Origin of the sequence: Streptococcus wuxiensis (assembly GCF_040888245.1) — a bacterium.
In the GTDB taxonomy this organism is placed as follows: domain Bacteria; phylum Bacillota; class Bacilli; order Lactobacillales; family Streptococcaceae; genus Streptococcus; species Streptococcus wuxiensis.
On record NZ_JBFNFE010000007.1, the window covers coordinates 37,647 to 54,491 of the forward strand.

Below are 16,845 nucleotides of genomic sequence, written 5' to 3' on the forward strand. Positions count from 1 at the left end.
ATGAAAAAACTAAGCCTACTTTTGGCAAGTCTTGTGACCTTATTCTTAGTCGCTTGCTCTAATCAAAAACAAGCAGACGGGAAATTAAATATCGTGACAACTTTCTACCCTGTCTACGAATTTACCAAGCAAGTAGCAGGGGATACAGCCAATGTCGAACTTTTAATCGGGGCTGGAACAGAGCCACATGAATATGAACCATCACCTAAGGCAGTCGCTAAAATCCAAGATGCTGATGCCTTTGTTTATGAGAATGAAAATATGGAAACTTGGGTTCCTAAACTTTTAGAATCTCTAGATGCAAAAAAAGTAAAAACCATTAAAGCTACTGGAGATATGTTGCTTCTTCCAGGAAGTGAAGAAGAGGAAGACCATGACCATGGTGAAGAAGGTCATCATCACGAGTATGACCCTCATGTATGGTTGTCTCCTGCGCGTGCCATTAAGCTTGTAGAGCACATCCGTGACAGTTTATCAGCTGACTATCCTGATAAAAAAGCAACCTTTGAGCAAAATGCAGCTGCCTATATCGAGAAATTGCAAGCTCTGGACAAGGCCTATACTGAAGGACTTTCTAGTGCAAAACAAAAGAGTTTTGTGACTCAGCACGCTGCCTTTCGTTATCTTGCCTTGGACTACGGACTCACTCAAGTCTCTATCTCTGGGCTTTCGCCAGATGCGGAACCCTCAGCAAGCCGCTTGGCAGAATTGACCGAGTACATCAAGAAAAACAAAATCTCTTATATCTACTTTGAAGAAAATGCTTCTCAAGCCCTAGCGAATACCCTCTCAAAAGAAACAGGAGTGAAGTTAGATGTTCTGAATCCTCTTGAAAGCTTGACCGAAGAGGACATGAAGGTTGGAGAAACCTATATCTCTATCATGGAGAAAAACCTCAAGGCACTCAAGCAAACAACTGATCAGGCAGGAGCAGAGATTGAACCAGAAAAGGCAGAGGAAACTAAAACCGTTCAAAATGGCTACTTTGAGGATGCAGATGTTAAGGACCGTACCCTGAGTGATTATGCTGGCAACTGGCAGTCAGTCTATCCTTTCCTTGAGGATGGGACTCTTGATCAAGTATTTGACTACAAGGCTAAATTGACTGGTAAGATGACCAAGGATGAATACAAAGCCTACTATCAAAAAGGTTACCAAACAGATGTAAACAAGATTAATATTGCAGATAATACTATGGAATTTATCCAAGGAGGCCAAAGTAAGCAATATACTTATAAGTATGTCGGCAAGAAAATTTTGACTTATAAGAAAGGAAATCGTGGAGTACGCTTCCTCTTTGAAGCGACTGATGCAGACGCTGGACAATTCAAGTATGTTCAGTTTAGCGACCACAATATCGCTCCGGTCAAGGCAGAGCATTTCCATATCTTCTTTGGAGGCACTAGCCAAGAAGCCCTCTTTGAAGAGATGGACAACTGGCCAACCTACTATCCAGATGGCTTATCAGGTCAAGAGATTGCTCAAGAAATGTTGGCTCATTAAATCCAAACAATCCTTCCTACACGGGGAGGGTTTTTCTTGTGTTATCAGCGTTGAGCATCTGGATTGACATTGGCTGATAAGCGAGTACATTCTATCAAGAGTCTCTAGGTCTGGAGAATAAATTCACGATTCCACATGCCAGTTGGATCGCATCAGGAACTTATCACCATCATCTAGCTGTAAATGAATGGGGTGGCAAAAACTTAGTTCGACGTAAGAATGGAATGGTGGGGCTAGCCTACTATGTGGTTGAAGTTGAGGACAAAGAGGAATTATTAAAAGTATTTACTCAATCTCAAAGTAGCGAAGCGGTAACTCAGTGGATTTCTTCGGCAGAGTTCAGCATGACTGATAAAGACGGTATCGTTACGCGAGTTAGAGTAGGAAATTAGAATAGAGTGGTTCGGCCTAGATTATTACTAGTTTGAACCACTCTTTTTCTGTTCAGTTTTTTCGAGAATGAAAAAAGAAGCTATTCCATTGATAGTGTTGCAAAAGATTCAAAAAAGGATAGAAGGAATAGAAGGATTATGATACAATTATCTTATTATTAGGAGGATTATAACTGTGGAAAAAGTATTAGGAAATATTTTTGAAAAACGAAAGCAATTTTTATCGTATGGTCTCGGTGCATATTTAATAGTTATTTTATTGAATTTATTGCACTATGCTCCGCAAGATCTTTTTCTAAGTCTAAATTCGGGACCTGTTTTTGACAAAATCTTGGTCTTTCTTATAGCAGCTGTATTCATTGGTGTAGTGGAAATAAAGTCATCCCTCAATATTCGTAGGATTAATATTCTTATTTCATGCCTAGCTTTATTTTTTGCTGTCTATAAAAGTATTTCATTTTTCCTGGCGCTAGGTTTACTACTTTTGGCTGTGGTTCTCTTTGTGTTTTTTAAGTTCAAAGGTGAAACCTTATCTTTTTTATATTTGTTTACGGTAGTAGGGACACTCCCCCGGTTGTTAACCCTAGTTGATTCAAATTTTAATGATACGGCGCTTGGTTTTCACGCCGTTGATTTAACGACTACAAGATTTTATACATTAATTTGGCCAGTCGTTTTAGCAGTGATTTTTTCTGCTGTACTGATTTTACTTTTTGTACAGTTACCAGTAAAGGAGTTTTTAGAAAAGCATAAAAAAATAGTATGGTGGGCAGTCTTGTCTCTTAGTATTATTTATGTTTTGTATCTCTGTGTCGTTGTCTACTATAAAGTCAAGACAATTGAAGTAACTACCTTTGACATTGGTATTTTTTCTCAAATGTTTGAGCGTATGAATACAGATTGGACTCCGATTACAACATTGGAGAGAGACAGAGTGCTTTCCCATTTTGCGGTACACATTTCTCCAATCTTTTATCTAATGCTTCCCTTTTATAAATTATTCCCATATGTAGAGACGTTAGACATTTTACAGGTTTTAATTGCTTTTTCTGCAATTATTCCTCTAAAACTACTGCTTCCTAAATTCAAACTTTCTAAACTAACAAATATATTGACGGTAGCATGGTTTGTTTTATTCCCAGTTATTACAACTTCAGGAGGGACTCATCTCCATGAAAATTGTTTCCTAACTGCGTTGATATTCTGGTTATTCTATTTCATTGTTTCCGAGCAAAAACTGGGTATTATAGGTTCGACTTTGCTGCTTTTGTTAGTAAAGGAAGATGCCTTTATCTATGTTATTAGTATTGGCGCCTACTTCCTTTTACAAAAACGTTTTACCTTATCGAAAACAACAAAAGTACGGATACTGTTAGCAGATATCGTTTTACCGATTGTTTATTTCATGTTTGCGATGTATCTCTTGAGTGCTTATGGTGAAGGAGGTATGGTCTCTCGTTTCGATACCTACCTACAGAATGGTGAGAGTGGATTGCTCATGGTCTTGAAAAATCTCTTGACCCATCCAGAATATGTGATCAGTACAATTTTCACCGCGAAAAGATTGGGCTATTTGTTCTTAATGCTTGCTCCACTTTGTTTCCTACCTCTTGTACAACGTAGTTGGGAAAATTATTTATTGGCTCTACCACTTGTTGTCATTAATTTGTTGCCAAACTGGCCTTATCAGTATGATATTGGTTTTCAATATAGTTATGGTAGTGCAGCACTGCTTTTTCTAATGACTCTACTCTCTTTAGAAGAACTTCAAATCCACAAGATTTTACAAGAAAAATTAATTGTTCTTACAGTTACGATAGGTATCGTTGTATCTGGAATACTCTTACACCAGTTGACGCATAAATGGAATTTTAATATTGGCTATTATCATCAGAATAAACAAAATTTTGATAATATCAAGTATACTTTAGAAAGTCTGCCGTCTGAATCTTCAGTTGTCGCCGAACATCCATACACACCAATTCTTAGAAAACATCAAAAATTATATGACATTTTCTATCACAACGGTCAGAAAGTGGACTCATCTATTGATTTTGTGGTGATTCCAAGAAAGAGTAAGGATACGAGTGAACTCTATGTCGAGCTGGTCAAACAATATGAACAGCTTGGCTACAAGGAAAGCAGTTATTCTTCGGATGAAATTTTTATCCTAGAAAAACCACAGTAAGGTTGATGTATGAAAATCACCTTTTCTGAAAACAAGCCACAACTATACTAAAGCAAGAAAAATCCTTCAAAGGACTTGAAAAATTAGAGAAAATCGGGTATAATATGAGTAATCATTTGTCGTAGGTTTTGTCTGAAATATTGTCCGGACAAGGCTCACAGCAGTTAAATCTCCTGAAAAAAGTCAGATTTAACTGCTCTTTTTGTGCTTTTTTTCGGTATTTTTTGCATCTGTAACAGAGATTTAAAGATTCTGAAAAATTAGTCAAGGGGGATAAGTTGATAGGGGTTTTAGAACCATTAAACGATATTTATTAGCTTAGGCGACTAAGCTTGGAACTTTATTTAAAAAGGAGAATCATCTTGGCAGGACATGACGTTCAATACGGGAAACATCGTACCCGTCGTAGTTTTTCAAGAATCAAAGAAGTTCTTGACTTACCAAATTTGATTGAAATTCAAACTGATTCATTTAAAGATTTCCTAGACCATGGTCTGAAGGAAGTGTTTGAAGATGTATTGCCAATTTCAAACTTCACAGAAACAATGGAGTTGGAATTTGTTGGCTACGAAATCAAAGAACCTAAATATACGCTTGAAGAAGCTCGCATCCATGATGCAAGTTATTCAGCACCAATCTTTGTAACTTTCCGCTTGATTAACAAGGAAACTGGCGAAATCAAAACTCAAGAAGTCTTCTTTGGTGATTTCCCAATCATGACTGAGATGGGTACTTTCATCATCAATGGTGGTGAACGTATTATCGTATCACAGTTGGTGCGCTCTCCAGGTGTTTACTTTAATGATAAAGTAGACAAAAACGGTAAAGTGGGCTACGGTTCAACTGTTATCCCTAACCGTGGAGCTTGGTTGGAACTGGAAAGTGACTCAAAAGACATCGCCTACACTCGTATCGACCGTACTCGTAAAATTCCATTTACGACTTTGGTTCGTGCACTTGGTTTCTCAGGCGATGACGAAATCTTTGATATCTTTGGTGACAGCGAGTTGGTTCGCAACACTGTTGAAAAAGATATCCATAAAAACCCAATGGACTCTCGTACAGACGAAGCTTTGAAAGAAATTTATGAGCGTCTTCGTCCAGGTGAACCAAAAACTGCTGAGAGTTCACGTACCTTGCTTGTGGCTCGTTTCTTCGACCCACGTCGTTATGACTTGGCAGCTGTTGGACGCTACAAGATTAACAAGAAATTAAATATTAAAACTCGTTTGCTCAACCAAACAATTGCTGAACCATTGGTAGACCCAGAAACTGGTGAAATCTTAGTTGAAAAGGGTACTGTTATGACTCGCGATGTCATCGAGAGCATCGAAAGTCATTTGGATGGCGATTTGAACAAGATTGTCTACACTCCAAATGACTCAGCTGTTTTGACAGAACCAGTTGTTCTTCAAAAATTCAAGGTTGTGGCACCAACTGATCCAGACCGTGTTGTAACAATCATCGGAAATGCAAATCCAGATGATAAAGTTCGCACTATCACTCCGGCAGATATCCTTGCTGAAATGAGCTACTTCCTTAACTTGGCTGAAGGTATCGGTCGTATCGATGATATCGACCACCTCGGAAACCGTCGTATTCGTGCTGTTGGTGAATTGCTTGCCAACCAAGTACGTCTTGGACTTTCACGTATGGAACGTAATGTTCGTGAACGTATGTCTGTTCAAGATAACGAAGTATTGACACCTCAACAAATCATTAACATCCGTCCAGTGACTGCAGCGATCAAAGAATTCTTTGGTTCTTCACAATTGTCACAGTTCATGGACCAACACAACCCACTTTCTGAGTTGTCTCACAAACGTCGTTTGTCTGCCTTAGGGCCTGGTGGTTTGACACGTGACCGCGCTGGATATGAAGTGCGTGACGTGCACTACACTCACTATGGTCGTATGTGTCCAATCGAAACACCTGAAGGACCAAACATCGGTTTGATCAACAACTTGTCTTCATACGGGCACCTCAACAAGTATGGTTTCATTCAAACACCATACCGTAAAGTTGACCGTGCAACTGGTAAAGTTACCAACGAAATTGTTTGGTTGACTGCCGATGAAGAAGATGAATACACAGTAGCTCAGGCCAACTCTAAATTGAACGCAGATGGAACTTTTGCTGAAAAAGTTGTCATGGGACGTCACCAAGGGGTTAACCAAGAATATCCAGCATCAAGCGTTGACTATATGGACGTTTCTCCTAAGCAGGTAGTTGCCGTTGCGACAGCATGTATTCCTTTCTTGGAAAACGATGACTCCAACCGTGCCCTCATGGGTGCCAACATGCAACGTCAGGCTGTTCCTTTGATTGATCCTAAAGCGCCTTTCGTTGGTACTGGTATGGAATACCAAGCAGCCCATGACTCAGGAGCAGCAGTTATTGCACAACATGGTGGTAAGGTTACCTATGCGGATGCGGACAAAGTAGAAGTTCGTCGTGAAGATGGTTCCCTTGATGTTTACCACATCCAAAAATTCCGTCGTTCAAACTCAGGTACTGCTTATAACCAACGTACCCTTGTTCGAGTTGGCGATGTCATCGAAAAAGGTGACTTTATCGCTGATGGACCTTCTATGGAAAAAGGTGAAATGGCGCTTGGACAAAACCCAATCGTTGCCTACATGACATGGGAAGGTTACAACTTCGAGGATGCCGTTATCATGAGCGAACGCTTGGTGAAAGACGATGTTTACACATCTGTTCACCTCGAAGAATACGAATCAGAAACTCGCGATACAAAGCTTGGGCCTGAAGAAATCACTCGTGAAATTCCAAACGTTGGTGAAGATGCCCTTAAAGACCTCGACGAAATGGGTATCATCCGTATCGGTGCTGAGGTTAAAGAAGGGGATATCCTTGTAGGTAAAGTCACACCTAAGGGTGAAAAAGACCTTTCTGCTGAAGAGCGTCTCTTGCACGCTATCTTCGGTGACAAATCTCGTGAAGTGCGTGATACTTCCCTTCGTGTACCACACGGTGCCGATGGTGTCGTTCGTGATGTTAAAATCTTTACACGTGCAAACGGTGATGAATTGCAATCTGGTGTTAACATGCTAGTTCGCGTATACATCGCACAAAAACGTAAGATTAAGGTCGGAGATAAGATGGCCGGACGTCACGGAAACAAAGGGGTTGTCTCTCGTATCGTTCCTGTAGAAGACATGCCTTACCTTCCAGACGGAACTCCAGTCGATATCATGTTGAACCCTCTTGGGGTGCCATCACGTATGAATATCGGTCAGGTTATGGAGCTTCACCTTGGTATGGCGGCTCGTACTCTTGGCATCCACATCGCAACGCCAGTCTTTGACGGAGCAAGTTCTGAAGATCTTTGGGATACTGTCAAAGAAGCAGGTATGGATAGCGATGCTAAGACTATCCTATACGACGGACGTACTGGTGAACCATTTGATAACCGTGTGTCAGTTGGTGTCATGTACATGATCAAACTCCACCACATGGTTGATGATAAATTGCACGCTCGTTCAGTCGGACCTTACTCAACCGTTACACAACAACCACTCGGAGGTAAAGCTCAGTTTGGTGGACAACGTTTCGGTGAGATGGAGGTTTGGGCGCTTGAAGCCTATGGTGCGTCAAATGTCCTTCAAGAAATCTTGACTTACAAGTCTGACGATATCAACGGACGTTTGAAAGCTTATGAAGCTATTACAAAAGGAAAACCAATTCCAAAACCAGGTGTTCCAGAATCATTCCGAGTTCTTGTGAAAGAATTGCAATCTCTTGGTCTTGACATGCGTGTTCTTGACGAAGACGATCAAGAAGTGGAACTTCGTGACCTTGATGAAGGAATGGACGAAGATGTCATCCACGTAGATGACCTTGAAAAAGCCCGCGAAAGAGCAGCTCAGGAGGCTAAAGCAGCCTTTGAAGCAGAAGAAAATGCAAAAGCGGAAACAACAGAAGAAGCTGCTGAACAAGAATAAGCAGTTCACTTATAATAGAAAGGGAAGAAATAGTGGTTGATGTAAATCGTTTTAAAAGTATGCAAATCACACTAGCTTCTCCAAGCAAAGTCCGTTCATGGTCTTATGGAGAAGTCAAAAAACCTGAAACAATCAATTACCGTACGTTGAAACCAGAACGTGAAGGACTATTTGACGAAGTGATCTTTGGTCCTACAAAAGACTGGGAATGTGCTTGTGGTAAATACAAACGCATTCGTTACAGAGGGATTGTTTGTGACCGTTGTGGTGTTGAAGTAACGCGTACAAAAGTTCGTCGTGAACGTATGGGACACATCGAGTTAAAAGCTCCTGTATCTCATATCTGGTATTTCAAGGGGATTCCAAGCCGTATGGGCTTGACCCTTGACATGAGTCCTCGTGCCCTCGAGGAAGTTATCTACTTCGCAGCTTATGTGGTAATTGATCCTAAGGATACTCCACTTGAGCACAAGTCTATCATGACAGAGCGTGAATACCGTGAACGCTTGCGTGAGTTTGGTCATGGTTCATTCGTTGCCAAAATGGGTGCCGAAGCGATCCAAGACCTCTTGAAACAAGTAGATCTTGAAAAAGAAATTGCTGAACTCAAAGAAGAGTTAAAAACAGCTACTGGACAAAAACGTGTCAAAGCTATCCGCCGTTTGGATGTTTTGGATGCTTTTCACAAGTCTGGGAACAAGCCTGAATGGATGGTTCTTAACATCCTTCCAGTTATTCCACCAGATCTTCGTCCAATGTTGCAGTTGGATGGTGGCCGTTTTGCCTCATCTGACTTGAACGACCTTTACCGTCGTGTTATCAACCGTAACAATCGTTTGGCTCGTTTGCTTGAGTTGAACGCGCCAGGTATCATCGTTCAAAATGAGAAGCGTATGCTTCAAGAAGCGGTTGACGCTTTGATTGACAATGGCCGTCGTGGTCGTCCGATCACAGGGCCAGGTAGCCGTCCGCTTAAATCATTGAGCCATATGCTCAAAGGGAAACAAGGACGCTTCCGTCAAAACTTGCTCGGTAAACGTGTTGACTTCTCAGGACGTTCCGTTATCGCCGTTGGTCCAACTCTTAAGATGTACCAATGTGGTGTGCCACGTGAAATGGCAATCGAGCTCTTTAAACCATTCGTTATGCGTGAAATCGTTGCGCGCGATATCGTTCAAAACGTTAAAGCGGCTAAACGCTTGGTAGAACGTGGAGATGAACGTATCTGGGATATCCTCGAAGAAGTTATCAAAGAACACCCAGTACTTTTGAACCGCGCACCTACCCTTCACCGTTTAGGTATCCAAGCCTTTGAACCTGTCTTAATTGACGGTAAAGCCCTTCGCTTGCACCCGCTTGTCTGCGAAGCCTACAATGCCGACTTTGACGGTGACCAAATGGCCATCCACGTACCTCTTTCAGAAGAAGCCCAAGCAGAAGCTCGTATCTTGATGCTTGCTGCTGAGCATATCTTGAATCCTAAAGATGGTAAACCAGTTGTTACTCCATCTCAGGACATGGTTTTGGGTAACTACTACTTGACTATGGAAGAAGCTGGTCGTGAAGGCGAAGGTATGGTCTTCAAGGACCGTGACGAAGCTGTCATGGCTTACCGTAATGGTTATGTTCACCTCCACTCACGTGTTGGTATCGCAACAGATAGCCTTAACAAACCATGGACAGAAGAGCAAAAACACAAAATCTTGCTTACAACTGTAGGTAAAATCCTCTTCAACGATATCATGCCAGAAGGACTACCTTACTTGCAAGAGCCAACAAATGCTAACTTGACAGAAGGTGTTCCGGCTAAGTACTTCTTGCCATTAGGTGGAAATATCAAGGAAGCTATTGAAGGACTTGAACTCAACCCACCATTCAAGAAGAAAAACCTTGGAAATATCATCGCTGAAATCTTCAAACGTTTCCGTACGACAGAAACATCTGCCCTACTTGACCGTATGAAGAACCTCGGTTACCACCATTCAACTCTTGCAGGTTTGACAGTGGGTATTGCTGATATTCCAGTCGTTGAAGACAAGGCTGAAATCATCGAAGAATCACACAAACGTGTAGAACAAATCACAAAACAATTCCGTCGTGGTATGATCACAGATGACGAACGCTACAATGCTGTTACAGCTGAATGGCGTGCTGCCCGTGAAAAATTGGAGAAACGTTTGGTTGCTAACCAAGATCCTAAGAACCCTATCGTTATGATGATGGACTCTGGAGCCCGTGGTAACATCTCAAACTTCTCACAGCTTGCCGGTATGCGTGGTCTGATGGCTGCTCCGAACGGACGTATCATGGAATTGCCTATCCTTTCAAACTTCCGCGAAGGTTTGTCAGTACTCGAAATGTTCTTCTCAACTCACGGTGCCCGTAAAGGTATGACCGATACGGCCCTTAAGACAGCCGACTCAGGTTACCTGACTCGTCGTTTGGTTGACGTTGCCCAAGACGTTATCATTCGTGAGGATGACTGTGGAACTGACCGTGGTCTCTTGATCCGTTCTATTACTGAAGGTAAAGAGATGATTGAGTCTCTCGAAGAACGTCTCAATGGTCGTTACACTAAGAAAACTGTTAAACACCCAGAAACTGGTGCAGTTATCATCGGTCCAAATGAATTGATTACAGAAGACAAGGCACGTGAAATTGTCAATGCTGGTGTTGAAGAAGTAACCATCCGCTCTGTATTTACATGTAACACTCGTCATGGTGTCTGCCGTCACTGTTACGGTATCAACTTGGCGACTGGTGATGCGGTTGAGGTTGGTGAAGCAGTTGGTACAATCGCTGCCCAATCTATCGGGGAACCTGGTACACAGCTTACAATGCGTACCTTCCACACGGGTGGAGTTGCCTCAAATACCGATATCACTCAGGGTCTTCCTCGTGTCCAAGAAATCTTTGAAGCCCGCAATCCTAAAGGGGAAGCGGTCATCACAGAAGTCAAAGGGGAAGTTACAGCCATCGAAGAAGATGCTTCAACTCGTACCAAGAAAGTCTTCGTTAAAGGTGAAACTGGCGAAGGTGAATACGTGGTACCATTTACAGCCCGTATGCGTGTCCAAGTTGGAGATCAAATCTCTCGCGGTGCAGCTCTGACAGAAGGTTCTATCCAACCAAAACGTCTCCTTGCTGTACGTGATGTCTTGTCAGTTGAAACTTACCTCCTCGGTGAAGTACAAAAAGTTTACCGTAGCCAAGGGGTAGAAATCGGTGACAAACACATCGAGGTAATGGTTCGTCAAATGATCCGCAAAGTTCGTGTCATGGATCCAGGGGATACAGACCTTCTCATGGGTACTCTCATGGATATCAACGACTTTACAGATGCCAACAAAGATGTTCTTATCGCAGGTGGTGTGCCAGCGACTGGTCGCCCAGTCCTTATGGGAATTACCAAAGCCTCACTTGAAACAAATAGTTTCTTGTCAGCAGCTTCCTTCCAGGAAACAACTCGTGTCCTTACAGACGCAGCTATCCGTGGTAAGAAAGACCATCTCCTTGGTCTCAAGGAAAATGTTATCATCGGTAAGATCATCCCAGCGGGTACTGGTATGGCTCGCTACCGTAACATTGAACCACTAGCGATCAATGAAGAATCATCTCTTGCTGATTCACAAGAGGAAGAGCAAGTGGATGTCCTAGTAGAGACTGTTGAAACAAGTGAATAATCTACTCATCTAAAAGAGGGGAACTTCCCTCTTTTGGTGTGTGTTGGACATGAAAGTGTAATGTATATTTTCTTGAAATAATAGTAAAAAAATGGAATAAATGTATATTGATTTCAACTTTCAAAACAATGAGCATAATGCTTGGTTTTTAAGTACAATAGTGCTAAAATAGGAGCGTTGCATGTTTAGGATTTTGGAAAAAACAATGCATAAACTATAACAATATATACATTCCCAAAAGGGTATTGGAGGTAAAACATGAAAAATGATCTGTTTAACGACCGAATTAGTCGATTCTCGATCCGTAAGCTTCATGTAGGAGTTTGCTCGGTCTTACTCGGAACGTTGGTAATGCTCGGAACTGCTACAGGTGTCGGAGCTGATGAAGTAACTGAAGAAAAACAAGCTGAAGGAGTTGCAGCTACAACAGAAGTAGACAAAGCAGAAGCTCCTGTAACTACTGAAGCAGCACCTGCTAAAGAAGTAACTTATAAAGCAGAAGCAGCCCCTGCAGTTTCTACTGAAGTAAAACCTGAGCTAAATAGCGAAAAATTGGCAGCTTACGTTGCTGAAATTGAAGCAAACGTGGCAAATGGTAAATACAGCAACAAGACAGACGAGAGTGTTGAAGTTCTTAAGGTAGGTCTTGCTAATGCTAAAAATGCACTTACTTCTGCTACAAGCCAAGCTGAACTTGACGCAGCTTACCAATCACTTGTAACTATTGTTAATTCTAAACTTAAAAACAAAGAAAAAGCTGTAGCCGAAGAAAAAGTAGCAGCTACTGAAAAGACAGAAACCACTACAGGTAAACCTGCAGAAAACACAAAGCCAGCTGAAGGTACTAACGCAATCGCAAATACAGGGAAAAACGACCCTCGTAATGGTAAAGAGATTGACAAAAACACAGCCTTCCGTGCAGATACTGCAACAGCTACTGGAATTGGTGCAGACGTTGTAGATGCAACTTCAACTCCAAAAGTTGAAAAACCTGGCTTTACAACAGATATTGATGCCAAATCTATGACTAGCCAGATTACTTGGTTGGACTTTGGAGACGTAGCTAACTGGACAGGAGCGAAAATAATCAAAGTCGCTAAAGATGAACTGAAACCAAATGAGCTAACAGAGAGCTTAGCACTTCAAGTTGGGGCTACTTATACCAAGGAAATCATGCCTGGTTATGTAGTAACGGTAAAAGTTAAATCTTTGAAACCATTCCAAGCGACTGAAATCTATAAAAATCGTATGGAAAATCAAGGGGCTACAGAAGCAGAAAAAGCAACCTATGATCCAAATGCTAAAAATGGTTATGTAAGTGGTGTTACTTCACCAATTGCTAGGCAATATTTTGCTGATGGCAAAGAAGCCGACGTTATCGCTGATGCCCAAACTCGTTGGAGTGAAATCAAACTAGAAAACGTTGATACCAAAAACAAGCAGACGACCATGAGTTCTGCATATAATGGTGGGAATATTGGGGTTCAGTTTGAAATCTCTGCAACCTTCCGTGGCAAGACAGTGAAGCCGGCTGTTGTCATGGCTGATGGCGAGTCTGCTAACCCTGGTGAATTTGTTATGTTCACTACCAACGGACAAGGTTGGCAGCACATTGGGGAATGGAAGAAATTTAATAGACCAGCCACTTCTGTTCCTTATCAACCACAAGATACAGACAACCTTTTGGGACCTTCACCTAAATACAATAATCAAAACCTTAGACAACTTCGTGGCTCTACTGAAGTTGGACCTGATAAGAAACCAGTAGCTTGGAAGTACTTTGGAAATCCTGACCAAGTGACCGGTGGATTAGGGACAGGCGTCTTTGGACCAAACATTTCTGAAGGAAATTACACAGTTCCACTCGTAATGACGCGTGGAGCATCTGAAGTGGGACTTTATATCGCTTCAGGTGGTAAACAGTCTGCTATGCTAGGATTCTTCCCACTTGATGAAGGGGATGCTCCTGAGTCATATGGTAAAGCAGTCCATACTATTGCAACTGTTGACGGTGTGACTGGAGCTAAAGTAAATCAACCGTATCTTGGTAATGTGAGCCCAGATATGGATGAAAACACGACTCTTGACTGGTTCGGTGATGATAAGTCAACTACAGCCGATGAAGGAATTGATCAATTGCTTCCTGAAGAACTCAAAGGTACAACCAATGAGATGATCAAGATGGACCGTACACGCCCAGGGAACTACAAGATGTCAGTTCAAGCCCATTTGGACGGAGCTTCAGAAGCTTATATCTATGGTTGGGTAGACTTTAACCAAAATGGTAAATTCGACGAAGATGAACGCTCTAATCTTGCAAAAGTGACCCAAGATGGGACAGTCGAGTTGACCTTTGCAAACAGCAAGACTTACATCGATCCTAGCGTCAACGAACTTGGTGCTCGTGTTCGTATCGCTAAGAAAGCGAACGAGATCGAAAGCCCAACTGGCATGGCCTTCTCAGGGGAAGTAGAAGACTTCAAGACTCAAATCACCCACCCACCTAAAGGGGAATTCAAGGAAACTTCTGGTCCTCAAGCTACTAAACAAACAGCAACAGTAACCTTTACAGCACGTGGAGAGCACAAGTATCAACGCAACTCTAAGGCAGTTATCGACGAGACAGTAGAACCATACATCGTTGATAAAGATGGCAACCGCGCAACGCTTGATGCAGATGGTTACTATGTTGTACCAGGTCAAGGGAAATACAAGATCACTGCCAATGGTAAAGACGTAGACGTTGAGTTTATCCCAGAAGATAACTTCCTAGGAACTGCAGATGGTATCTCTATCCGTCGTGTAGATAACAATGGTTACGATACTGGTTGGTCATCAAAATTCCCAGACAAAGAACCAAACATTAATGGTCAGTTGAATACTATGGATGGTCAGTACGTTCCAACAGTCACTCCGATTGAAATCGAAGGGGTTGACAAGACATCGACTGATATTCAAGGTGCAACTCAAAAAGAAACACCAACCTTTAACACAACTGCTACTAACTTAAATGGTGACAAGATTGCAGTCACTCCAAGCGCAGAATATCCTGCTAAGTTGGTAGACCCAGCAACTGGTCGCACGACTGATGAGACATCTGTAACAGTAGCTGGAGAAGGAACATACACGATTAATCCTTCAACAGGTGAAGTAACCTTCACTCCAGAACCAAGCTTTGTAGGAACAGCTAAAGGCATTGAAGTTACATTGTCAGCACCAGTTGGTCGAAACAAAGATGGTAAGGTTCAAGAGGAGTACATTAAGACTGCTACGGCTAAGTACACTCCAACTGTAACTCCAATTACAATCACACCAACAGACAAAGTTTCTGAGGACATCCAAAACGTTCCACAAACTCAAACTCCTACATTTGAGTTAAGCAACGATAAGACTGCGAAAATCACAAGTAAGAAATTGGTAGACCCAGCAACTGGTCAACCTACTGATGAAACTACTGTGACAGTTCCAGGAGAAGGAACTTACACTATTGATCCTACTACAGGAGCGGTAACTTTCACTCCAGAACCAGACTTTGTCGGACCAGCTAAAGGCGTTAAGGTTCAAGCAACTGCAACTATTACAAATGGCAAAGGTGAAACTTCAACAATCACTGCTGAAGCAAGCTACACACCAACTGTAAAATCAGCTGTTCCAACAGCTAAACCAGCTACATCTAAAGATATCCAAGGTGCGACTCAAACAGGAACACCAACATTTGCAGGTTCAACTGTTACTGTAAACGGTGAAGAAAAAGCTATCACTATTAAAGATAACAGCTACACACTTTTGGATAAAGATGGTAATGAAGTTACAACTACAACAGCTTATGCTGAAGATGGAACAACACCAATCGGTACATTCACAATCGACCCAGCAACTGGTACTGTAACATTCACACCAACTGATAAGTCTTATACAGGTAAAGTAACACCAGTTAAGGTTCAAGCTGAAAGCTCAAACGGAATCAAGGTTGATACAACTTACACACCTGAGATTGTTCCAGTAACACCAACTGCAACACCAGCTGAAACAACAGACATCCAAGGCGCAACTCAAAAAGGTAAGCCTGAATTCAAGGGTGGAACTGTTACAGTTGATGGAGTAGAAAAAACTGTTCCAATCAACGAAGATGTTCCAGCAACATTTGAAGATGGTTCAACAACTAAGACAGTTGAAGGTGTTGGTACTTACACAGTAGCACCAGACGGAACAGTAACATTCGTACCAGAAAAATCATTTGTTGGTACAGCTCCATCAGTTACAGTTGTTCGTGAAGATATGAACGGAACAAAAGCTTCTTCAACTTACACACCAACAGTAACACCAGTAACACCAACTGCTGAAGATGCTACTTCAACTGATAAACAAGGTCAAACACAATCAGGTAAACCAACATTCACACCAGGTAACTCAAACGTACCAATGGATGATGATGTTCCAGCAACATTCGAAGATGGTTCAACAACTAAGACTATCCCAGGTGAAGGAACATACACAGTAGCACCAGACGGAACTGTAACCTTCGTACCAGAAAAATCATTCACAGGAACAGGAACAGGCGTGACTGTTAAACGTGTAGATAAGAACGGTACCCCAGTAACAGCTAAGTACACACCAACAGTAACTCCGGTAACACCAACTGCAACACCAGCTGAATCAGTTGCACCTCAAGGTGTGGTTCAAACTGGTACTGTAACATTCACAGAAGGTGACCCAGTTGCACCAATCGACAAGGATACCATTACTCTTCTTGACGAAAATGGCAAACCAGCTACATCAGTAGTTGCTAAATCACCAGAAGGTAAAGAAATCGGTACTTTCACAGTTGATAAGGAAACAGGTGTTGTAACATTCACACCAACTGACAAGTCATACTCAGGTGATGTTGTTCCAGTTAAGGTTCAAGCTAAAGATGCTAACGGTACTGCTGTAGAAACAACTTACACACCTAAGATTACTCCAGTAGTTCCAACAGCTGAAGATGTTACATCAACAGATATCCAAGGTAAGACACAAACAGGTAAACCTAAGTTTACAGAAGGTGATCCAAGTGTACCAATGGATGATGATGTTCCAGCAACATTCGAAGATGGTTCAACAACTAAGACTATCCC

5 protein-coding genes and 1 pseudogene are annotated in these 16,845 nt (G+C 41.9%); all 6 read left to right on the forward strand.

Annotation, left to right across the window (positions count from 1 at the left end; all coding sequences use genetic code 11):
• Positions 1 to 1,503 (forward strand): zinc ABC transporter substrate-binding protein AdcA, encoded by a 1,503-nt coding sequence (locus AB2B47_RS07900; protein ID WP_004254008.1) that lies wholly within the window; start codon positions 1 to 3, stop codon positions 1,501 to 1,503.
• An 80-nt stretch (positions 1,504 to 1,583) separates the two neighbouring features.
• Positions 1,584 to 1,895, forward strand: a pseudogene (locus AB2B47_RS07905) (VOC family protein); the annotation flags it as partial.
• A 175-nt stretch (positions 1,896 to 2,070) separates the two neighbouring features.
• Positions 2,071 to 4,083, forward strand: coding sequence for a DUF2079 domain-containing protein (locus AB2B47_RS07910; protein ID WP_320694034.1), 2,013 nt, complete (start codon positions 2,071 to 2,073; stop codon positions 4,081 to 4,083).
• Positions 4,084 to 4,445: 362 nt separating this feature from the next.
• The gene (gene rpoB, locus AB2B47_RS07915; RefSeq protein WP_195184051.1) at positions 4,446 to 8,048 is read left to right on the forward strand and encodes a DNA-directed RNA polymerase subunit beta; all 3,603 of its coding nucleotides are present in this window, start codon (positions 4,446 to 4,448) and stop codon (positions 8,046 to 8,048) included.
• Between the two features lie 32 nt (positions 8,049 to 8,080).
• Positions 8,081 to 11,731 carry a DNA-directed RNA polymerase subunit beta' gene (rpoC, locus tag AB2B47_RS07920; protein WP_320694035.1) on the forward strand — a complete coding sequence of 1,217 codons (3,651 nt, stop codon included), beginning with the start codon at positions 8,081 to 8,083 and terminating at the stop codon, positions 11,729 to 11,731.
• 258 nt (positions 11,732 to 11,989) lie between these two features.
• Positions 11,990 to 16,845 (forward strand): CshA/CshB family fibrillar adhesin-related protein (locus AB2B47_RS07925; RefSeq protein WP_320694036.1); only part of this gene is annotated, 4,856 nt, incomplete at its 3' end.

Coding starts and splice junctions, on each gene's coding strand:
- AB2B47_RS07900 (WP_004254008.1), top strand. CDS start 1: ATGAAAAAACTAAGCCTACTTTTGGCAAGTCTTGTGACCTTATTCTTA.